This is a genomic window from Blautia sp. AM28-27 (assembly GCF_003480905.1).
In the GTDB taxonomy this organism is placed as follows: Bacteria; Bacillota; Clostridia; order Lachnospirales; family Lachnospiraceae; genus Fusicatenibacter; species Fusicatenibacter saccharivorans.
This window is the reverse complement of sequence record NZ_QUJK01000009.1, coordinates 50,457-72,598: the sequence shown is the minus strand read 5'-3', so window position 1 is coordinate 72,598 and position 22,142 is coordinate 50,457. Positions and strand designations below refer to the sequence as shown.

Sequence of the window (22,142 nt, the reverse complement as noted above, 5' to 3'; positions counted from 1 at the left end):
AACAACAATGGGCAAAATTATTGGTATTGACTTAGGAACAACAAACAGCTGTGTAGCCGTTATGGAAGGTGGAAAACCAACCGTTATCGCAAACGCAGAGGGTGAAAGAACAACTCCATCTATCGTAGCATTCACAAAAACAGGTGACCGTCTGGTCGGCGAGCCGGCAAAACGTCAGGCTGTAACAAACGCAGACAGAACCATCCGTTCTATCAAACGTGAGATGGGTACTGACTATAAAGTAGACATCGAAGGAAAGAAATACTCTCCGCAGGAGATCTCCGCTATGATTCTTCAGAAACTGAAAGGTGATGCAGAGAACTACCTTGGTGAGAAAGTAACAGAAGCAGTTATCACAGTTCCGGCTTACTTCAATGACGCACAGCGTCAGGCAACCAAAGATGCCGGTAAAATCGCAGGTCTTGATGTAAAACGTATCATCAACGAGCCTACCGCAGCAGCTCTGGCATACGGACTGGACAACGAAAATGAGCAGAAGATCATGGTATACGACCTTGGCGGCGGTACTTTCGATGTTTCCATCATCGAGATCGGTGACGGCGTTATCGAAGTTCTTTCCACAGCAGGAAACAACCGTCTGGGCGGCGATGACTTCGACCAGAAAGTAACAGATTATATCCTTGCTGAGTTCAAGAAACAGGAAGGCGTAGATCTTTCCAATGATAAAATGGCTCTGCAGAGAATCAGAGAAGCAGCAGAGAAAGCAAAGAAAGAGCTTTCCAGCGCAACTACAACCAACATCAACCTGCCGTTCATCACTGCAACCGCAGATGGCCCGAAACATCTCGATATGAACCTGACAAAGGCTAAATTCGATGAGCTGACCCACGACCTGGTAGAGAAAACCGCAGAGCCGGTACAGAGAGCACTTTCTGATGCAGGCCTTCAGGCATCCGAGCTTTCCAAAGTCCTTCTGGTAGGCGGATCTACCCGTATCCCGGCTGTACAGGATAAAGTAAGACAGCTGACCGGACACGAGCCGAGCAAGAGCCTGAACCCGGATGAGTGCGTAGCACTTGGTGCTTCCGTACAGGGTGGTAAACTTGCAGGAGACGCCGGCGCAGGCGATATCCTTCTTCTGGATGTAACTCCGCTGTCTCTGTCCATCGAGACCATGGGAGGTATTGCAACTCGTCTGATCGAGCGTAACACCACAATCCCGACCAAGAAGAGCCAGATCTTCTCAACAGCAGCAGATAACCAGACAGCAGTAGATATCAACGTAGTACAGGGTGAGCGTCAGTTCGCGAAAGACAACAAATCCCTCGGCCAGTTCCGTCTGGATGGAATTCCGCCAGCAAGAAGAGGCGTTCCGCAGATCGAGGTTACCTTTGATATCGATGCCAACGGTATCGTAAATGTATCTGCAAAAGACCTTGGAACAGGAAAAGAGCAGCACATCACCATCACCGCAGGCTCTAACATGTCCGACAGCGAGATCGACAAAGCAGTCAAAGAAGCTGCTGAGTTCGAGGCTCAGGATAAGAAACGAAAAGAAGCAATCGACGCAAGAAACGATGCAGACTCCATGGTATTCCAGACCGAGAAAGCAATCGAGGAAGTCGGCGACAAGCTTGATGCAAACGACAAAACAGCAGTAGAAGCTGACCTGAACGCACTGAAAGATCTCATTGCAAAATGCAATCCGGAAGAAATGACCGATGCACAGGTAGCTGATCTGAAAGCAGCTCAGGAAAAACTGATGACAAGCGCTCAGAAACTGTTTGCAAAACTGTATGAGCAGCAGGGCGGAGCAGCAGGCGCTGGTGCCGGAACAGCAGGTGCAGGCCCGGATATGGGAAATGCAGGAGCAGCAGGCGGCCATGACGACGATGTCGTAGACGCTGACTACAAAGAGGTTTAATTTTCGGCATGTCACACTCCGTGAAAATACCGACTGTGAGTTGAAACAATAAGTAAATAAACGCAAAAAGCCCTGTGAGGCGAATGTTTGCAGGGGACGGAAAATACATTCCGCCCCCTGTATTTATGCTGGTATTGCTTTCGGAAAAGTGCTATACTGGAGCGTGCGGAAAAACATTTCTGCAAAGATGAAATTTGTGGAACAGAAATGAAAAGGTGAACATAAATGGCAGAAAAAAGAGATTATTACGAGGTCCTCGGCGTAGACCGCGGAGCGGACGATGCAACATTAAAAAAAGCATACCGTAAACTGGCCAAGAAATACCATCCGGATATGAACCCGGGCGACAAAGAGGCCGAGGCAAAATTTAAAGAGGCGACAGAAGCCTATGGCGTGCTGAGTGATCCGGACAAACGGCGTCAGTACGATCAGTTTGGCCACGCTGCATTTGAAAACGGCGGTGGCGGCGCAGGAGCCGGCGGATTCGGCGGCTTCGACTTTGGCGGCGGAGATATGGGTGATATCTTCGGCGATATTTTCGGCGACCTGTTCGGTGGCGGCGGAAGCAGAAGAAGAGCAAACAATGGACCTATGAAGGGAGCAAACCTCCGCGCTGTTGTCCACATTACGTTTGAGGAAGCTGTTTTCGGATGCCAGAAAGAGCTCGAGATCAACCTGAAGGATACCTGTACAACGTGCCACGGAACCGGCGCAAAACCAGGAACTTCACCGGAGACATGCTCCAAATGTAACGGAACTGGTCAGATTACGTACACACAGCAGACCATGTTCGGTTCTGTGAGAAACGTGACGACCTGTCCGGATTGTAACGGAACCGGAAAGATCATTCGCGATAAATGTACCGCATGCCACGGCACGGGCTATACATCCAGCAGAAAACGCATTCAGGTCAACATTCCGGCTGGAATCGACGATGGACAGAGCATCCGGATCCGTGAAAAAGGTGAGCCGGGTGTAAACGGCGGACCGAGAGGAGATCTGCTTGTCGAGGTTCAGGTAACCCGTCATCCGATCTTCCAGAGACAGGATATGAACATTTTCTCCACTGCACCGATTACGTTTGCCCAGGCAGCACTCGGCGGTGATGTGAAGATCAGCACCGTTGACGGGGACGTTCTCTACACTGTAAAACCGGGAACCCAGACCGATACGAAGATCCGTCTGAAGGGAAAAGGTGTTCCGTCCCTTCGCAACAGCAATGTGCGCGGTGATCACTACGTAACACTCGTAGTCCAGACTCCGACGAAACTGAATGAGAAAGCAAAAGAGGCCCTCCGCGCCTTCGACGAAGCCTGCGGAAACCGCCCGGCAGCAGAAGAAAAAGCAGCCGACGGCGAAACTGCAGAGCAGCCGAAGAAGAAAAAAGGCTTTATGGATAAAGTGAAAGAGGCCTTTGAGGACATCGATAAATAAAGAACGGTGGCAAGCCGGAAAAGAAAGAAGAATCTGTGGAAAAAGCAGGTTCTTCTTTCTTTTCTATGAAAGAACCATGAAAATTTGGTGAATTTATACACAGAATGGTCGGATTTTGATATAATGTGGAAAACTTAAGGGGAGAGAAAAGAAAGGAAACGGGGAAAATGAGATTTCGACCATGTATTGATATTCATAACGGAAAAGTAAAACAGATTGTCGGGGGATCGCTGAAAGATCAGGGAAATCAGGCGAGCGAGAATTTTGTCTCGGAGCAGGATGCGTCGTACTATGCGCAGCTGTACGAAGAGCAGGGCATTACGGGCGGCCATGTGATTCTGCTGAACAAGGAAGGTACCGAGTTTTACGAGGAAACGAAGCGCCAGGCATTGCTGGCACTCTCGACGTACCCGGGCGGCCTGCAGGTGGGAGGCGGCATTGATGCGGAGAATGCGTGCGAGTTTCTGACAGCGGGGGCAAGCCATGTGATTGTGACTTCGTATGTGTTCCGCGACGGCCATGTGTTCTATGAAAATCTGGACAAGCTGGTGACGACGGTAGGAAAGCAGCGGCTGACACTGGATTTAAGCTGCCGGAAGCGGGACGGAAAATACTATATCGTGACGGACCGCTGGCAGAAGTTCACGGACGAAGAAGTGACAGAGGAACTGCTGCATCACCTGTCAGAATACTGTGATGAGTTCCTGATCCATGCCGTGGATGTCGAGGGAAAGGCTTCCGGCATTGAGACGGAGCTGGTGGAACTGCTTGCGAAGATGAAAGATTTTCCGGTGACGTACGCCGGCGGCGTGGGAAGTTTTGAAGACCTGGAGCTGCTCAAAAAACTGGGAAACAACCACGTCGATGTGACAATTGGCAGTGCACTGGATCTGTTCGGCGGCAAAATGAAGTTTGAAGACGTGCTGGCAGTATGCCGCCGGTAAGCGGAAACGGACGTTCACCCGCGCCATTCGCAAAACCGCGCTTTCAGCGCTCTCCGCTGCTGCGCAGCTCCTTTTTGCTCATAACCAGGCGCTCCCTTTGTATCTTATTCTTGACAGATTTTCATGCGAGCATGAAATCTGTCAAAAATAAGATACAAGTGAACTGTAACAGAAAAAACTCTAAAATATTCATGAATTTTCTAAATACTATTGCAAATAGAGACAACTATTGCTATAATTAGAGTTACTTACAGGGGAAGTGAAGAACCTGTAAAATTTGAGAGCAAAGGGGTTGGGCATAATGAAAATTACCATCAGCGGAAAAAATATTGACGTGACAGAGGGATTAAAAGCCGCGGTCAACGAAAAACTTGGCAAACTGGAGAAATATTTTACGCCTGACACAAATGTCATTGTAACCTTAAGCGTAGAGAAAGAAAGACAGAAAATTGAGGTTACCATTCCGGTAAAAGGAAATATCATCCGTTCCGAGCAGGTAAGCAACGATATGTACGTATCCATCGATCTGGTAGAGGAAGTCATCGAACGCCAGCTTCGCAAATACAAAAACAAAATTGCCGACAAACAGCAGGAAGCAGGAAACTTCCAGAAAGAATATCTGGAGCATGACTATCTGGAGGACGAAGACATCCAGATCATCCGTACGAAAAAATTCGGCATGAAACCAATGTATCCGGAAGATGCCTGCGTACAGATGGAACTTCTTGGACACACCTTCTTCGTATTCCGCAATGCAGAGACCGACGAAGTAAACGTCGTTTACAAGAGAAAGAACAACACCTACGGTCTGATCGAGCCGGAGTGCTGAAAAGTAAATAAAGAATGAACAGTCACCCTGTTTCCAGCTTAGAAAAGCTGTGAAACAGGGTGACTTTTTCGCGGAAAGGGCCGGAAAGTCCGGGAAAAGCCGTAAAAACAGCGGAAAACCGGGGAACGGCACCAAATGTTTACGAAAAATTCATTGTTATCTTGTGCCAGAAGTGGTAGAATAGTACCATATGTTAATATGGCAATTAATAGAGAAAGCAGGAGCAAACATTCTATGAAATTCACAGAAAAACTTTTTGGTACGCACAGTGAGCGCGAGCTGAAACGAATCTATCCAATTGTAGACAAAATCGAAGCTCTCCGCCCGACCATGCAGGCGCTGACCGATGAAGAGCTGCGTGCCAAGACAAAGGAATATAAAGACCGCTACAACGGAGGCGAATCCCTGGATTCCATTCTCCCGGAAGCATTCGCAACCGTCCGCGAGGCAGCAAAACGTTCCCTCGGTATGGAGCACCACCGCGTACAGCTGATGGGTGGTATTATCCTCCATCAGGGCCGTATCGCTGAGATGAAAACCGGTGAAGGAAAAACCCTCGTTTCCACCCTTCCGGCTTACCTGAACGCACTGACCGGACGCGGCGTCCACATCGTTACCGTCAACGACTACCTGGCAAACCGAGATGCAGAGTGGATGGGAAAAGTCCACAGATTCCTCGGTCTGACCGTCGGCGTCGTTTTAAATGATATGAAAAACGATGAGCGCCGCCAGCAGTACGCATGCGATATCACCTACATCACCAACAATGAGCTTGGTTTCGATTACCTGCGTGACAACATGGTGATCTACAAAGAGCAGCTCGTACAGAGAGAGCTTGCTTACTGTATCATCGACGAGGTCGACTCCGTCCTGATCGACGAGGCAAGAACACCTCTGATTATTTCCGGACAGAGCAGCAAATCCACCAAGCTGTACGAGACCGCAGATATTCTGGCACACCAGATGCAGCGCGGCGAGGCAAGCGGCGAGATGACCAAGATGACCGCGATCATGGGCGAGGAGATCGAGGAGACCGGAGACTTCATCGTCAACGAGAAGGACAAATTCGTTACCCTGACCGATGACGGTGTGAAGAAAGTCGAGAACTTCTTCCATATCGAGAACCTCTCCGATCCGGAGAACCTGGAGATCCAGCACAACGTGATCCTGGCGCTGCGTGCCAATTATCTGATGCACCGCGACAAGGACTACGTAGTCAAAGACGACGAGGTTCTGATCGTCGATGAGTTCACCGGCCGTATCATGCCGGGGCGCCGTTATTCCGATGGTCTGCATCAGGCAATCGAGGCAAAAGAGCACGTAAAAGTAAGAAGAGAGAGCAAGACTCTGGCAACCATCACGTTCCAGAACTTCTTTAACAAATACGAGAAAAAAGCCGGCATGACCGGTACTGCCCTCACCGAGGAGCAGGAGTTCCGTGACATCTACGGCATGGACGTTATCGAGATCCCGACCAACCGCCCGGTCATCCGTGTGGATATGGACGATGCCGTATACATGACGAAAAAAGAGAAATTCCACGCAGTCGTAGAGGAAGTCAAAGAGGCACATGCCGTGAACCAGCCGGTTCTGGTTGGTACCATCACCATTGAGACTTCTGAGCTGATCAGCAAAATGCTGCGCCGCGAGGGAATCCCGCATCAGGTCTTAAATGCGAAGTTCCATGAGCTCGAGGCAGAAATCGTAGCCCATGCCGGCGAGGCAGGAGCCGTTACCATCGCGACCAACATGGCCGGCCGTGGTACCGATATCAAGCTGGATGATGTGGCAAAAGCTGCCGGCGGCTTAAAGATCATCGGCACCGAGCGTCATGAGTCCCGCCGTATCGACAATCAGCTCCGCGGTCGTTCCGGCCGTCAGGGAGACCCGGGTGAGTCCCGTTTCTACATTTCCCTGGAAGACGATCTGATGAGACTCTTCGGTTCCGAAAAACTGATGGGCATTTTCAAATCCCTCGGCGTACCGGAAAATGAGCAGATCGAGCACAAGATGCTTTCTTCCGCCATCGAAAAAGCGCAGAAGAAGATCGAGGGCAACAACTACGGAATCCGTAAAAACCTGCTCGACTATGACCAGGTCAATAACGAGCAGCGTGAGATCATCTACAAAGAGAGACGCCGCGTTCTGGACGGCGAGAGCATGAGAGACACCATCTTCAAGATGATTGCCGACACCATCGACAATACTGTGGATCTCTGCATCGGCGAGAACACCGAGCAGTCCGAGTGGGATCTGACCGAGTTAAATGAGATGCTGCTCTCCATCATGCCGGTGAAGGCAGTGACAAAAGAGCGCGTAGAGAAGATTTCCAAAAACGAGCTGAAACAGCAGTTAAAAGAGGAAGCTGTTAAACTCTACGAGGAGAAAGAAGCAGAATTCCCGGAGGAGGAGCAGATTCGTGAGCTTGAGCGTGTCGTTCTTCTGAAGGTTATCGACCAGAAGTGGATGGATCATATCGATGATATGGATCAGCTCCGCGAGGGTATCGGCCTGCAGGCATACGGTCAGAGAGACCCGAAGGTTGAGTACAAGATGGCAGCTTACGACATGTTTAACGAAATGCTCGAGTCCATCCAGCAGGATACCGTCCGTCTCCTGTTCCATGTACGTGTTGAGCAGAAAGTAGAACGTGAGCAGGTAGCCAAAGTGACCGGAACCAACAAAGACGAGTCCGGCCCGAGAAAACCGGTACAGCGCGCAGAGCGTAAGATCTATCCAAACGATCCATGCCCGTGCGGAAGCGGCAAAAAGTACAAACAGTGCTGCGGAAGAAAACCGGTTTGATAAAAGCAGAACAGCAGTGAGACGGATGAGCACGATCCGTTTGACAAAGCACGCAGCTTCCCTACCAGAAGCTGCGTGTCATACAAAATATAAAACAGAAAGCAGGTGAAGCTTGTGGTAGTTGAATTAGACCAGTTCAAAATGGAACTTGGCACATACGATAAACCATTAGTGGAAGTGAGGGATTCACTTTGACCTCGCTAATAAAGAGCAGAGGATCGAAGAATTAGAGCGTAAAATGGAGGAACCCAATTTCTGGGACAACCCCGAAGAAGCGCAGGAGCAGATGAAACAGCTGAGCAGCATGAAAGAGGACAGAGATACGTATCAGAAACTGGTATCCGCCAAAGAAGATATGGAAACTCTGATTGAGATGGGACAGGAGGAGGATGACGATTCCGTTGTTCCGGAAATCGCGGAAATGATGGAAGAGTTCAAGGCATCCTTCGATGCCATCCGCATCAAAACCCTGCTGTCCGGCGAATTTGACAAGGACAATGCGATCATCAAACTGAACGCAGGTGCAGGCGGAACCGAGGCGTGCGACTGGTGCGGCATGCTGTACCGTATGTACACCAGATGGGCAGAACGCAAAGGCTTTACGATCGAGGAACTCGACTTTCTGGACGGTGATGAGGCCGGTGTGAAGTCCGTGACATTCCAGGTCAACGGCGAAAACGCTTACGGTTATCTGAAATCCGAAAAAGGCGTTCACCGTCTCGTCCGTATTTCTCCGTTCAACGCGGCAGGAAAACGCCAGACATCGTTCGTATCGTGCGATGTTATGCCGGATATCGACAAAGAGATCGATGTTGAGGTTCGTGATGAGGATATCCGTATCGATACGTACCGTTCCAGCGGTGCCGGCGGACAGCACATCAACAAGACGTCATCGGCGATCCGAATCACGCATATGCCGACCGGCATCGTGGTTACGTGCCAGAATGAGCGTTCCCAGTTCCAGAACAAGGACAAGGCAATGCAGATGCTGAAAGCAAAATTGTATATGCTGAAACTCCAGGAGCAGGCAGATAAGCTGAGCGACATCCGCGGCGAAGTAACCGAGATCGGCTGGGGCAACCAGATCCGTTCTTACGTTATGCAGCCATACACCATGGTCAAAGACCACCGTACCAACGCAGAGACCGGAAACGTCGATGCAGTCATGGACGGCGGAATTGATCTGTTTATCAACGCATATCTGAAGTGGATTGCCCTCGGAACCGGAGCGAAAGAGGAAGAAGCATAATTCGGCTGTGGGCAGAGCACAGTGACAAGTAAAATAAGGAGCATTTTCACCAACAGAGGACGGAAATGCTCCTTTCTGTTTTGAAGCCAAAGGCAAACAGGAGGTAAAAGTATGGGTATTATCAGAGCAGCAGTCAATGCAGTACACGGCAGTCTCGCCGATCAGTGGCTGGAGACCGTGGAACCGTATGAGATGGGGGAACATACGGTATTTACAGAGGGAATTCTGGTAAGAAAAGGCCAGAATAAAAAGGGAAGCCAGACGATTTCAAACGGTTCTGTGATCCATGTCTATGACAATCAGTTCATGATGCTGGTGGACGGCGGAAAGATCATTGATTACACCGCAGAGCCGGGCTACTTTACCGTAGACCAGTCATCGTCTCCGTCGATGTTCAGCGGATCGCTTGACGCAGCCGTAAAAGATACGTTTGAGCGCCTGAAATTCGGCGGCCAGACCCCGCATGAGCAGAGAGTTTTCTATATTAATCTGCAGGAAATCAAGGGAATCAAATTCGGAACGAGAAATCCGGTCAACTATTTCGACCAGTTCTACAATGCCGAGCTGTTCCTTCGGGCACACGGTTCCTATTCCATCCGCATCGTCGATCCGCTCCGCTTCTACGCAGAGGCTGTGCCGAGAAACGCATCCCGCGTAGAGATCGAGGATATCAACGAGCAGTATATGAACGAATTTTTAGAGGGCCTGCAGTCCTCGATCAATCAGATGGCAGCCGACGGCATCCGCATTTCGTTCGCAGCATCCAAGAGCGCCGAGCTGTCCCGCTACATGGCAGATGCGATGGATGAGAGCTGGCGGGCAATGCGCGGCATGGAGATCCAGTCCGTGGCAATCGCAAGCCTTTCCTACGATGAAGCTTCCCAGAAACTGATCCAGATGCGCAACGAAGGTGCGATGATGTCTGATCCATCGATCCGTGAGGGCTATGTACAGGGAGCGATGGCACGCAGTATGGAGAAAGCAGCAGCCAACCCAAACGGAGCCATGAACGGCTTTATGGGTGTTCAGATGGGCATGAATGCCTTCGGTTCTTCGTTTGCATCGGCGTCCGCTTCGAATCAGCAGCAGATGCAGCAGCAGGCGGCAGCCAAGGCACAGCAGGAAGCTGCAAAAGGCGTATGGAAATGCTCCTGCGGAACGGAGAACACCGGCAATTTCTGCTCAAACTGCGGAAGTGCAAAGCCGATGGTGTGGATCTGCGGCAAGTGTGGAACCGAGAACAGCGGTAAATTCTGTTCGAACTGTGGCAGCCCGAAATCGGAAGCGGCAGGAAAATGGGTCTGCGCATGCGGAACGGAGAATACCGGCAAGTTCTGCTCGAACTGCGGAAAACCAAGACAGTAAAAGAAAACAGATAACCATCCAATACAACAGCGGCTCCGGGGAAGGAGGGATAGAATATGGAGGTTATTACATACAAATGCCCGAACTGCGGAGGCGATCTGACCTTCGATCCGGCAAGCGGAAAGTATAAATGCGAGTACTGCCTGTCCTCGTTTACACAGGAAGAAGCCGAAAAGGCGAACCCGAAAGCAGCGGAAGCGCTGAACGGGGAGGACGATGCTGCCGGTGCACAGGAAGCATCCGATGCACAGAAGGAAAGCAGTACGGAGGAAACAAAAGGGGAAACAGAGCAGGGCGAAGCAGTTGTCTACACCTGCCCGAACTGCGGCGCCGAGATTGTGACCGATGCGACGACGGCAGCGACATACTGTTTCTACTGCCACAACCCGGTGGTGCTTTCCGGCCGGCTTTCGGGAGAATATATGCCGGATTTTGTGCTGCCGTTCAAAATCAGCAAGGAGCAGGCAATCGAGAAATTTTTGTCATTTACCCGGAAGAAACACTTTATTCCGAAGGACTTTTTCGAAAAGAGTCAGGTACAGAAGATGACAGGTGTCTATTTCCCGTACTGGATTTACGGCGGAGACTTTGAGACGGATTACATAGCGCGCGGCCGGAAGGTGAGAGTCTGGCAGACCGGTGATGTGGAGTACACAGAGACCAGCATCTACGATGTCCGCCGGGAGGGAGAGGTCCGTGTGGACGGTCTGTCGCGTAACGCTCTGAACAAGGCAGACCGCGATCTGATCGAATGCGTACAGCCATACCGTCTGGAGGAGATGCAGCCGTTTTCCATGGGGTACCTTTCCGGCTTTCAGGCGGAAAAGCGTGATATCGAACAGCAGCAGATCGCACCGGAACTGAAAAAAGAACTGGAGACGATGGCACGCGGCGCCATGCGGAATGAGGCGAACGAATATATCTCCCTCGAGCAGGAAAAAATGAACCTTTCCCCGAAGCAGGAGAACTGGCGTTACGTCCTGTTTCCCGTCTGGACGCTGACGTATCCGGGAAAGGACGGGAAGGTTTACTACTATGCGATGAACGGCCAGACCGGAACGATCAACGGCGATTTTCCCTATGAGCGGAAGAGAGCCCTTCTGACGTCGGCTGTGAGTGCTCTTCTGGTTCTGATTGTGATGCTGATAGGAGGGTATTTCGCATGAGAAGAATGAAAAAAGCAGGACAATATCTGCTCGGAATTTTTGCGGCCCTTCTGCTGTGCGGAGTTTTTTCTGTGAATATTGTAAAAGCCGAATCCCAGTATGTCTACGACAATGCATCACTTCTTTCCGATGAGGAGGAGCAGGACCTCGAGAGATCCTGTACAGAGTTCGAGCGCAATACAAAGCTCCATATGGTCATCCTGACCGAGCGCAGCAGTGGTTCCGAGGACTGTCAGGCGATTGCAGATGATTTTTATGACAAAAAGTATCCGAAAGAGCCAAACGGTGTCTGCTTCCTCATCGACATGGGACAGCGCCAGATCGTGATTTCGACGTCCGGTATTATGCAGTATTATATGTCGGACACGGAAATTGACGATATTCTGCAGGCGGCGCAGGGGTACGCGAAAGACGGCGACTATGCGGGAACTTTTGCAAAAATGATTACGATGACGCAGGAATGCTTCGACCGCGGCGTTTCCGATGCGGACTATCTGATTACAGAAGATGGTTCCATTATTCATTACCGTAAGATCAACAGCACGGAGGCTCTTATTGCTGTTATCGCAGCTGCTGCGACAGGAATTCTTGTTTATTTTGGAATTTGGAAAAGCTATCGACGAAAGAAAAACCGTGGTGCAAAGAGCTATGCGGATCTGAAACGTGTAAACATTAGAGACCGCAGGGATGCGCTGATCGACCGTCATGTATCGATGCACAAAATCCAGAAGGATGATGGAAACTACGGCGGAGGCGCTTCTGGCGGCGGAAGCACCGTTCACACTTCGTCGAGCGGAAACAGTCACGGCGGCGGAAGCATTGGCTTCTGAAAACCGATTCGAAAAAATTCCTTGCGTATTGTGTCGGAATATGATACGATCTTTCCTGTGAAAACAAATGTATTTCCTGGAAAGAGTATAAAGGTAGAGGATTGCCATGAGAGAAGAGAAAACAAAGTACTATGTAATCAAAGAAAAAGCGGTTCCCGAGGTTCTTTTGAAGGTCATCGAGGCCAAACGGCTGATGGATATGCAGGAGCTTACCGTGCAGCAGGCAACGGAAAAAGCGGGAATCAGCAGAAGCTCTTTCTATAAATACAAAGATGATATTCTTCCTTTTCATGACAATGCAAAAGGAAAAACGATTACGTTTATTCTGCAGATGGACGATGAGCCGGGACTGCTTTCCGATGTGCTGAAGATTATCGCCGAGTTTCACGGAAACATTCTGACCATTCATCAGACGATTCCGTTAAACGGCGTGGCGTCACTGACAATCAGCGTGGATATCGCGGAAGACCGGGGAGACGCCTCGGAGATGATCAACGAGATTGAGTCCAGACAGGGAGTTCATTATTTTAAAATCTTAGGACAGGAGTCCTGAAAAAGAAAAAGCAAGAGAGGGACAAAAGAGATGATTCAGATTGCAGTATTAGGATATGGCACCGTTGGTTCCGGCGTGGTAGAAGTCATCAACACGAACCATGACAGCATCAACAAGAGAGCAGAGAACGAGATTAATATCAAATACGTTCTGGATTTAAGAGATTTCCCGGGAGATCCAGTGGAAAAAGTGCTGGTACATGATTACGAAGTGATCGCAAACGATCCGGAGGTTGATATTGTTGTCGAGGTCATGGGCGGCGTTGAGCCGGCTTACACCTTCACAAAACGTGCGCTGGAGGCTGGAAAGAGCGTCTGCACATCCAACAAAGAGCTGGTGGCAAGACACGGTACCGAGCTTCTTGCAATTGCAAAAGAGCACGGCGCAAACTATCTGTTTGAGGCAAGCTGCGGCGGCGGTATCCCGATCATCCGTCCGTTAAACTCCTCCCTGACTGCAGATGAGATCGATGAAGTAACTGGTATCTTAAATGGTACCACGAACTATATCTTAAGCAAAATGGCAAGCGACGGTTCCGATTTCGCGGATGTATTAAAAGAGGCACAGCGCCTCGGCTACGCAGAGCGCAACCCGGAAGCAGATGTAGAAGGCTACGATGCGTGCCGTAAAATTGCGATTCTTTCTTCTCTTGCTTATGGAAAAGAAGTCAATTACGAAGAGGTTTACACCGAGGGAATCACAAAGATCACCGCAGAGGATATCAAATATGCGACCTCGATGGGAACCGCAATCAAACTGCTCGCAACAAGCCGCAAGGTGGGTGATCAGTATTACGCCATGGTAAGCCCGGTGATGATTGACGCGAAAAACCCGCTGTACAGCGTAAACGGTGTCTTCAACGCCATCTTCATCCACGGAAATGTACTGGGTGATGCGATGTTCTACGGAAGCGGAGCAGGAAAGCTTCCGACCGCAAGTGCCGTTGTAGCCGATGTCGTAGACTGCGCAAAGAACAAAGGCAGAAACATCATGATGAGCTGGAGCGAGGAAAAACTGGACCTGCTGCAGATCGATGATGTAAAGAGCCGCTTCTTCGTCCGCGTGTCCGGCCACGCCGCAGAGCGCCAGAGTGAGATCGAGGAGCTGTTCGGAAAAGTAGAAATCGTAGCAGTTCCAAGTCTGTCCGAGGAGTTCGCATTTATTACCGGCGAAATCACAGAGCAGGAGTACAGAGAAAAAGCAGAGAAACTCGACGGAATCCAGAGCAGAATCCGCGCGAGAATTTAAGATCTCGAAATAGACATAACTAAAAAGACGTTTCACAGCCGTAAAGCAAGGGGTGTGAAACGTCTTTTTAGTTATCTTAAAATTTATTTTTAAAGATCTGTGCCGGATCCAAAGGAATCCGTATCATATCCCACCGGTTCCGATGCCGGATACAGGACATCTTTCCGTTCCTGATAGAACGCAGCCATCGTGATCTGCATATAGGGCATTACCCACAAAAAGCCGATGACACAGGAACAGGATGCGAGAATCTCAAGCCCTAAGAAACTTAAGAGAAGCAGAATGTAGCGGAAAAAGTTCTTCTTCATCATCGCAAAGCTCTGACGGATCGCCTGGATCGGGCCGATGCCGGGAGCGTCGTTCATCACAAAGGTGGAAAGGGAAAACGGAACCAGCACCAGCGTGGAAACGAGAGAGCCGATCAGCTTGTAAACGTAAACGTTCATCAGAGAAGAAAGCTCGGCTTCGATGGAAAGTGCTGTTCCAAGCGTCAGTTCCGCACTCGGGGAGGAAAGATACTGGAAGCCCGGAATGCTGGAAATCAGGGCGATCACGGAGCTGATGCCGTTGATGATAAGGAACATCAGCACGTACTGGTCCGGGTGGTGATAGAAAGCGTAGAGCATATCACCGACGGAAATCGGTTCCCCGCGCAGCGTCGAGAGGCAGAGTTTTAAGTAGCCTGCCTGGAAGAGGCTGAGGAGCAGGGAAAACAGGAACAGCGTCAGATTCAGGAAAATGATATCGTACAGCGTTGTGCCTGAAAAAATCAGCGTCGGGATGAGGGAGCAGGAGAAGGTGAGAAACAGGTTGATCGCGGTTGCGCCCACCAGCGTGCCGCATCGGCCTGCCATGGCCTCACGGGCCTGCTTTTTCAGTTCTGAAAATTTCTGTTTTTGTCCGTTCATGAAAAATCCTTTCTGGTACCTAGATGGTATTTCCGTCGGTGGTTGTTCCGTTATCCGGTGTCATCTGGTATTCCTGCATGTACTGATTGTAATACCGCTCAAGCAGGTTGGTGCTGCCGCCGCTGACCATGTTGAAAAGCAGGAAAGCATACATGCAGATACCGACAATTATGCCGATGGTACAGCCCGCAAGACCGGCTTTTGCCGTGCCGCTCATGCGTCCTGCGCCGCGGCTTAAAAGGGCGAAGATCACGCCGAGCGAGCCGAAAAACAGGGAACCCATGTTGAGCATGAACAAAAAGGAGCAGATCGCCATGACCATCGAAGCGGCCGCAAGGGCCTGCGAACCCGTCCTGCGCGGCGGCTGTACGGGAGGCTGCTGCTGGTAATGCTGATACGGTCCGGGACGCTGGCCCTCAGGCACGCCGTACGGATGGGAGGACTGATAGGAATCTCCGGACTCATTGGTGTTTGGATCGTAATTTTCTGGTGTCATAAAATGTCCTTTCTTCTGCAAAAAAGCGCGGTTTCACACGCAGTCTGTCAAAAAAGCTATAGTAAAGATTTTATCATGTAAGGTTGACAAAAACAAGACCTATTGATAAGGTAATAGAGTGGCTGTTCCGCCAAGGGTCCCGCTTTTTATGCGGGAAAAACAGAGAAGGAACAGCGTGTTTTGGAAGAGACAACAGGAGGAATTTACCTATGGATATGAATCAGGTATTGGCAGCCGAGCTGAACGTCAAACCGTGGCAGGTAGAAGCTGCAGTGAAACTGATTGACGAGGGAAACACGATCCCTTTTATTTCACGATATCGAAAAGAAGCAACAGGTTCCTTAAACGATGAGATACTGCGAAATCTGTACGATCGTTTGATGTACCTGCGCAGTTTAAATGACCGCAAGGCCGTTGTCCTGGCGAGCATCGAGGAGCAGGGCAAGCTGACCGCAGAACTGAAAAAATCCATCGAAGAGGCCGCAACTCTCGTGGTTGTAGAGGATTTATACCGCCCGTACCGCCCGAAACGCCGGACGCGTGCGACGATCGCAAAAGAAAAAGGACTGGAGCCGCTGGCGAATATCATTCTTCTGCAGATGACAAAAGAGCCGCTCGAAAAAGAGGCAGAGGCTTTTGTTTCAGAAGAAAAGGAAGTCAAAACGGCAAAAGACGCCATTGCTGGTGCCTGCGACATCATCGCCGAGAGCATTTCCGATGAGGCCGATTACCGTATGGAGATCCGCCGCAGAACCGAGGCGAAGGGCCTGATCGTCTCGACAGCAAAGGATGAGAAAGCAGAGTCCGTTTACGAGAATTACTATGAGTTTTCCGAGCCGGTATCGAAAATTGCCGGACACCGTGTGCTGGCACTGAACCGCGGTGAGAAAGAAAAATTCCTGAACGTCAAAATTGAGGCGCCGACGGAAGAAATCCTGCGTTATCTCGAGAAAAAAATCATCACCAAAGAGAATCCGCAGACAAAGCCGGTTCTGCAGGCGACCATCGAGGATGCCTACAACCGTCTGATCGCTCCGGCCATCGAGCGTGAGGTCAGAAATCAGCTCACCGAAAAGGCAGAGGATGGTGCGATCAAGGTCTTTGGAAAGAACCTTGAGCAGCTTCTGATGCAGCCGCCGATCGCAGGCCAGGTTGTCCTTGGATGGGACCCGGCGTTCCGTACGGGATGCAAGCTGGCCGTTGTCGATGCGACCGGAAAAGTGCTCGACACCACCGTGGTTTACCCGACCGCGCCGACGAACGAGAAGAAGATTGCAGCAGCAAAAGCGACCGTAAAAGATCTGATCCACAAATACGGCGTCACCCTGATTTCTGTCGGAAACGGAACTGCAAGCCGTGAGTCCGAGCAGATCATCGTCGAGATCTTAAAAGAGATCCCGGAGAAGGTTGCGTATGTGATCACAAACGAGGCAGGAGCGTCCGTTTACTCCGCAAGCAAGCTGGCAACCGAGGAATTTCCAAACTTTGATGTCGGACAGCGAAGCGCCGCTTCCATCGCACGCCGTGTGCAGGATCCGCTGGCAGAGCTTGTCAAAATCGATCCGAAATCCATCGGTGTCGGCCAGTATCAGCACGATATGAACCAGAAGAAGCTCGGCGAGGCGCTCGGCGGTGTCGTTGAGGACTGCGTGAATAAAGTCGGTGTCGATCTGAACACGGCATCCGCGTCGCTGCTGGAATACATTTCCGGTGTCAGCAAGGTGATAGCAAAAAACATCGTGGCATACCGCGAGGAGAACGGCCGTTTCGAGAGCAGAAAAGAGCTCCTGAAAGTGGCAAAACTCGGACCGAAGGCGTTTGAGCAGTGCGCGGGCTTTATGCGCATCACCGGCGGCAAAAATCCGCTGGACGGCACAAGCGTTCATCCGGAGAGCTACGAGGCAGTCGAGAAGCTGTTTGCAAAGTTAAATATGAAGACAGAGCAGATCAGCGAGGGACCGACGGCGTTCTTCATCAAAGATTACAAAAAGATGGCAGAGGAGATCGGTGTCGGCGAGATTACGCTGCGCGATATCATCAAAGAGCTGCAGAAGCCTGGCCGTGACCCGCGTGACGAGATGCCGCGCCCGATCCTGCGCACCGACGTGCTCGATATGAAGGACCTGAAGGTCGGCATGATCTTAAAGGGAACCGTGCGCAACGTCATTGACTTCGGTGCATTCGTCGATATCGGCGTGCATCAGGACGGACTCGTCCACATTTCCCAGATGACGAAACGCTTCATCAAGCATCCGCTGGAGGCTGTGAGCGTCGGCGATATCGTGGAAGTGAAGGTCATCAGCCTTGATCTGGCGAAGAAGCGGATCGGGCTGTCGATGCTGCTGGATAAATAAAGTGTGATACGTGGGCTGCCCGAAAGAAAACAGGGGCAGCCCGCGGTGTATCAAAGGGGGATTACCATGAATGAGGAAGAAGTGCTGGTAGGACGGATTCAGGATCTGGCAGAGCAGTGTTATCACAGGGATGTTCCGTCACACACGGAGTTTCTGACGCTGGCGGAGCAGGATCTGTTCTACCGTACGGTAAATAAAATCCCGGGCGTGCGTTACGTGCTGTCCGGCGGATACGAGGCGGCAGAGCGGAAAGCGGCGCTGTTTCTGCCATCCTATGCAGAGGACGGTGATGCGTCGATGCTTCCGATAGCAGTCGTGCGCATCAGCCCGCTGAATGAAAAATTTGCGGATGCGCTGTCACACCGTGATTTCTTAGGATCACTGATGAATCTCGGCGTGGAGCGGTATAAGCTGGGAGACATTCTGATCGATGGAAACCAGGCGTATCTGATCTGTATGGCGGATATGGCGGACTACATCTGTGCGGAGCTGAAAAAAGTGCGCCATACGAGCGTGTACTGTGAAGTCGAGGCGGGACTGCCGGAGGAGCTGACGGAGCCGAAAACCGAGCGGAAAGAAGGCTCCGTCGCTTCCGTGCGGCTCGATGCGGTGCTGTCGCTGGCGTTCAGCAGTTCGCGGAGCAAAATGGTGCCGCTGATCGAGGGCGGCCAGGTGTTTATTAATGGAAAACTGGTGACGTCGCCGAGCGCGTCATTAAAAGAGGACGATCTCGTGACCGTGCGCCATATGGGAAAATTCCGCTATGTTGGCGTGCAGAATCAGACGAAAAAGGGAAGGCTGTACGTGGCTGTTGAACGATTTGTCTCATAATAGATATTTTGAGGAATTTTACCGGAAAAGACCATTGACAGTGTTTGTAAAAAGACGGTATTATAGAGGGTATGTAGAAGGTCCGCAGTTATGAGAATTTTCATGAAATTTTTCATACAGAAGCGGACTGCGAAGATTACGTATCAGGAAGGCAGGAAGAAAAATGGGAAAAATTATACTGACCGGTGACCGACCGACCGGCAAGCTGCATGTAGGACATTACGTTGGTTCACTGCGCCGCCGCGTAGAGCTGCAGAACTCCGGTGAATTCGATAAAATTTACATCATGATTGCAGACGCACAGGCGCTGACCGACAATGCGGACAACCCGGAGAAGGTGCGCCAGAACATTCTGGAGGTAGCACTGGATTACCTTTCCTGCGGACTTGATCCGGAAAAGAGCACCATCTTTATTCAGTCTCAGATTCCGGAACTGTGCGAGCTTTCTTTCTATTATATGAATCTCGTTACGGTTTCCAGACTGCAGAGAAACCCAACCGTAAAATCGGAGATCCAGATGAGAAACTTTGAGGCGAGCATCCCGGTTGGATTCTTCACCTACCCGATCAGCCAGGCAGCCGATATCACTGCATTCAAGGCAACGACCGTTCCGGTTGGAGAAGATCAGATGCCGATGATCGAGCAGACACAGGAGATCGTCCACAAATTCAATACAGTTTATGGCGAAGCACTTGTGCAGCCGAAGATTATGCTGCCGGAGAATGATTCCTGCAGACGTCTGCCGGGTATCGATGGAAAAGCGAAGATGAGTAAATCGCTCGGAAACTGCATTTACCTGTCCGAGGAGCCGGATGAGATCAAGAAAAAAGTCATGAGCATGTACACCGACCCGGATCACATCAAGATCACCGATCCGGGCAAGATCGAGGGAAATACCGTATTTACCTATCTCGATGCATTCTGCCAGCCGGAGCACTTCGAGCGCTATCTGCCGGATTACGCAAATCTCGACGAGCTGAAAGCACATTACCAGAGAGGCGGCCTTGGCGATGTCAAAGTGAAGAAGTTCCTGAACAATGTACTGCAGGAGACCTTAGAGCCGATCCGCAATCGCAGAAAAGAGCTGGAAAAAGACATTCCGGCGATCTATGAGATGCTGAAAAAAGGCAGCGAAGAGGCAGAAAAAGTTGCCGCTCAGACACTGGCGGATGTCAAAGCAGCCATGAAAATCAACTATTTTGATGATCTGGACCTGATCCGTTCCCAGGCAGAGCGTTACGGCAAATAATTACCAATAGAAGATGAATGGAAAAAGCGGACATTATGGTTCCGCTTTTTCTGTTGCAGGGCGGACGAAAGTTCGAAGTCCTGCGGTCGGAGAGGATAGCATATGGTCATACATGGATTTCAAAAGCTGACGCTGCTGGATTACCCGGGCAAGGTGGCGTGCACACTGTTTTCGGGCGGATGTAATTTCCGCTGCCCGTTCTGCCAGAACGGAAATCTCGTGCAGCATCCCGAATGGGAGCCGGTGATTCCGGAGGAGGAGATTTTTGCAGTGCTTGAAAAGCGGCGCGGCGTGCTGGACGGCGTCTGCGTGACGGGCGGTGAGCCGACGCTGGATCCGGATCTGGAGCGGTTCGTGACGAAAATTAAGGAACTGGGATATCTTGTGAAGCTCGATACGAATGGATACCGGCCGGAGATTTTGAAAAAGCTGGTGGAAGAGAAGAAAATCGACTACGTCGCCATGGACATCAAAAACGCGCCGTCCCGGTACGGCGAGACGGCGGGCGTGAAAAAGATCGATGTGATGCGGATCAATGAGTCGGTCGAGTTTTTAAAGAGCGGCATGGTGGACTATGAGTTCCGGACAACGCTCTGCAAAGAGCTGCATGGAAGGGAAGAGATCGAAGCGATCGGAAAGTGGCTTTCCGGGGCAAAACGGTACTTCCTGCAGAATTATCGGGAATCGGATTATGTGATTGATCCGAGGTTCTCGGGGTATGCGAGGGAACAGCTCGAACAGTTCTGCGAGATCCTGCGCGGAAAGATTGAGACGGTGGAGATCCGCGGCGTGGATTAAAAAACGCTTTAAAGCGTGCGGTACCAGTAGCCGAAGCGGGCATCGGGCGCGAGCTCGGAGGGGCGCATCGCCTGCTTGAAGTGGAAAAAGCCGAAGAGGCTTGCCATGAACTGCTCATTCGGCGTGTAGACGCCGGGGACGCCGAAATACCAGAGTTCCTGCTGGTCGCGGTTCCGGGCGAGGAGCAGATGGCGATAGGACGAGGAGCCATGGAGGACGAAGCGGTTCGCATCCACCGAAAGAACGGCGGCGCGGAGCTGTGGAAGATCGTCGAGTGAGAGGCGCAGGCAGTCGGTCAGATCATCATCTGGGAACGGATGGAACTCCGGGAACTGGTCCTGAAGCTGGAGATAGAGAGCAGCCCGGGACGGCGGCACGGCTGCTGCGGCGGGAAAATCGGCGGAAGTCATATGTAGCGGCTGGGCGGCAGAATCCGGGATGGGCTGCGGCGGTTCCGGGTTGGCAGAGGGATAGCTTTCTGCGGTTTTCACAGATTCCGCGGATGCGGGATGGAGTGTGTTGGCGGATGATTGCGTGATCCTGTCTGCAGGAACGGTGTTTACCGTGTCAGTTGATGTGGATTCTGTGGAGACGGTGGATTCCGGGCTGGAATTTTGTGGATAAGGTTCGGAATTGCTGCTGAATTCTGTGGAAAGTTCATCGAACTGTGCTTTGGAAGCGTCTGATGATGGCAGGGACTGCGCAGGTACGGCGGGATCCAGAGGTTCGGGTGTTTCGGCAGTTTTCTCTTCGGTCGGTCTGGTACCATTGTCTTCGGAGGTTTTGGGCTCCTGCGGGAGCGTGGGAGCGAAAAACTCCGGCTGAATCGGAAGATCGTCCCACTGGGTGGCGATGACGCCGGTCTGGCGGCAGAGCAGGATCAGACCGCCAAGCTCGTCGAGCGTGACATCCGTCTGCCCAATGGCATCGGAGTGCGTGAAGAGTTTTCCGCTCGTAGAAGAGCGCCCCGCAAGGAGATTTCCGAGCGGAATGCCGTACATCCGCCCTGACCGGCGGATAAATCCGTAGACCGTGACCGAGGTCTCCGGCGGAAGAGACGGCGATTTGATCTGGAAGTCCATGCGGCAGAAGCCGTTCTGCGACTCCACGCGGACAAAGCCGCAGCATCCGCCCTTGCGGTTGTTCGGGTATTCGTATAGATAGGCAATGAAACGCCGGTAATCAGACATAAAAACCT

At 51.2% G+C, this 22,142-nt stretch carries 18 protein-coding genes; 15 read left to right on the top strand and 3 right to left on the bottom strand.

From position 1 onward, the window contains the following. The first annotated feature begins 7 nt into the window (after nucleotides 1-7). The 11 genes from dnaK (at nucleotide 8) to DW743_RS12180 (ending at nucleotide 14,308) form a co-directional block, all read left to right on the top strand. Nucleotides 8-1,885 (top strand): molecular chaperone DnaK, encoded by a 1,878-nt coding sequence (gene dnaK, locus DW743_RS12230; RefSeq protein WP_117509603.1) that lies wholly within the window; start codon nucleotides 8-10, stop codon nucleotides 1,883-1,885. A gap of 225 nt (nucleotides 1,886-2,110) precedes the next feature. After that, nucleotides 2,111-3,319, top strand: coding sequence for a molecular chaperone DnaJ (gene dnaJ / locus DW743_RS12225; protein ID WP_117761695.1), 1,209 nt, complete (start codon nucleotides 2,111-2,113; stop codon nucleotides 3,317-3,319). 167 nt (nucleotides 3,320-3,486) lie between these two features. Next, nucleotides 3,487-4,263 carry a phosphoribosylformimino-5-aminoimidazole carboxamide ribotide isomerase gene (gene hisA, locus DW743_RS12220; RefSeq protein WP_117761694.1) on the top strand — a complete coding sequence of 259 codons (777 nt, stop codon included), beginning with the start codon at nucleotides 3,487-3,489 and terminating at the stop codon, nucleotides 4,261-4,263. A 301-nt stretch (nucleotides 4,264-4,564) separates the two neighbouring features. Beyond that, nucleotides 4,565-5,092, top strand: coding sequence for a ribosome hibernation-promoting factor, HPF/YfiA family (gene hpf, locus DW743_RS12215; RefSeq protein ID WP_055218411.1), 528 nt, complete (start codon nucleotides 4,565-4,567; stop codon nucleotides 5,090-5,092). Between the two features lie 234 nt (nucleotides 5,093-5,326). Then, nucleotides 5,327-7,897: a preprotein translocase subunit SecA gene (secA, locus tag DW743_RS12210; RefSeq protein ID WP_117761693.1), complete on the top strand. Its 2,571-nt coding sequence runs from the start codon at nucleotides 5,327-5,329 to the stop codon at nucleotides 7,895-7,897. Between the two features lie 141 nt (nucleotides 7,898-8,038). After that, nucleotides 8,039-9,146 (top strand): peptide chain release factor 2 gene (prfB, locus tag DW743_RS12205; RefSeq protein ID WP_117509617.1). Its coding sequence is split into 2 segments (ribosomal slippage): nucleotides 8,039-8,089 and nucleotides 8,091-9,146, totalling 1,107 coding nucleotides; the frame shifts between segments, so codons are not numbered across the junction. A 111-nt stretch (nucleotides 9,147-9,257) separates the two neighbouring features. Further along, on the top strand, nucleotides 9,258-10,511 hold the full coding sequence (locus tag DW743_RS12200) for an SPFH domain-containing protein (RefSeq protein WP_117761692.1): 1,254 nt from the start codon (nucleotides 9,258-9,260) through the stop codon (nucleotides 10,509-10,511). A gap of 56 nt (nucleotides 10,512-10,567) precedes the next feature. After that, the gene (locus DW743_RS12195) at nucleotides 10,568-11,677 is read left to right on the top strand and encodes a TFIIB-type zinc ribbon-containing protein (protein ID WP_055218422.1); all 1,110 of its coding nucleotides are present in this window, start codon (nucleotides 10,568-10,570) and stop codon (nucleotides 11,675-11,677) included. Further along, the gene (locus DW743_RS12190; protein ID WP_117761691.1) at nucleotides 11,674-12,507 is read left to right on the top strand and encodes a TPM domain-containing protein; all 834 of its coding nucleotides are present in this window, start codon (nucleotides 11,674-11,676) and stop codon (nucleotides 12,505-12,507) included. Before DW743_RS12195 ends, DW743_RS12190 begins: the two co-directional genes overlap by 4 nt. Nucleotides 12,508-12,613: 106 nt before the next feature. After that, nucleotides 12,614-13,060, top strand: a complete 447-nt coding sequence (locus DW743_RS12185; protein WP_022461318.1) for an ACT domain-containing protein — start codon at nucleotides 12,614-12,616, stop codon at nucleotides 13,058-13,060. Nucleotides 13,061-13,090: 30 nt separating this feature from the next. Next, nucleotides 13,091-14,308, top strand: coding sequence for a homoserine dehydrogenase (locus tag DW743_RS12180; protein ID WP_022461317.1), 1,218 nt, complete (start codon nucleotides 13,091-13,093; stop codon nucleotides 14,306-14,308). 89 nt (nucleotides 14,309-14,397) lie between these two features. Here the strand turns inward: DW743_RS12180 and DW743_RS12175 are convergent, their stop codons facing one another. Together DW743_RS12175 and DW743_RS12170 are read right to left on the bottom strand one after the other, a co-directional pair. Further along, nucleotides 14,398-15,216 (bottom strand): DUF975 family protein, encoded by an 819-nt coding sequence (locus tag DW743_RS12175; protein WP_022461316.1) that lies wholly within the window; start codon nucleotides 15,214-15,216, stop codon nucleotides 14,398-14,400. A gap of 19 nt (nucleotides 15,217-15,235) precedes the next feature. After that, nucleotides 15,236-15,712 (bottom strand): DUF4190 domain-containing protein, encoded by a 477-nt coding sequence (locus tag DW743_RS12170; RefSeq protein ID WP_022461315.1) that lies wholly within the window; start codon nucleotides 15,710-15,712, stop codon nucleotides 15,236-15,238. A 209-nt stretch (nucleotides 15,713-15,921) separates the two neighbouring features. Here DW743_RS12170 and DW743_RS12165 point away from each other — a divergent pair, with 209 nt between their 5' ends. From DW743_RS12165 to DW743_RS12150, 4 genes are all read left to right on the top strand, one after another. After that, nucleotides 15,922-18,066, top strand: a complete 2,145-nt coding sequence (locus tag DW743_RS12165) for a Tex family protein (protein WP_022461314.1) — start codon at nucleotides 15,922-15,924, stop codon at nucleotides 18,064-18,066. A 66-nt stretch (nucleotides 18,067-18,132) separates the two neighbouring features. Further along, a complete protein-coding gene (locus DW743_RS12160; RefSeq protein WP_022461313.1) occupies nucleotides 18,133-18,897 on the top strand; it encodes a YlmH family RNA-binding protein in 765 nt (254 codons plus the stop codon). A gap of 163 nt (nucleotides 18,898-19,060) precedes the next feature. Continuing rightward, complete coding sequence (gene trpS / locus DW743_RS12155) at nucleotides 19,061-20,146, top strand: tryptophan--tRNA ligase (protein ID WP_022461312.1); 1,086 nt, start codon at nucleotides 19,061-19,063, stop codon at nucleotides 20,144-20,146. A 102-nt stretch (nucleotides 20,147-20,248) separates the two neighbouring features. Then, nucleotides 20,249-20,944, top strand: a complete 696-nt coding sequence (locus DW743_RS12150) for an anaerobic ribonucleoside-triphosphate reductase activating protein (RefSeq protein ID WP_022461311.1) — start codon at nucleotides 20,249-20,251, stop codon at nucleotides 20,942-20,944. Between the two features lie 8 nt (nucleotides 20,945-20,952). Here the strand turns inward: DW743_RS12150 and DW743_RS12145 are convergent, their stop codons facing one another. Further along, the gene (locus DW743_RS12145; RefSeq protein ID WP_117761690.1) at nucleotides 20,953-22,134 is read right to left on the bottom strand and encodes a DUF6128 domain-containing protein; all 1,182 of its coding nucleotides are present in this window, start codon (nucleotides 22,132-22,134) and stop codon (nucleotides 20,953-20,955) included. Nucleotides 22,135-22,142 lie beyond the last annotated feature (8 nt).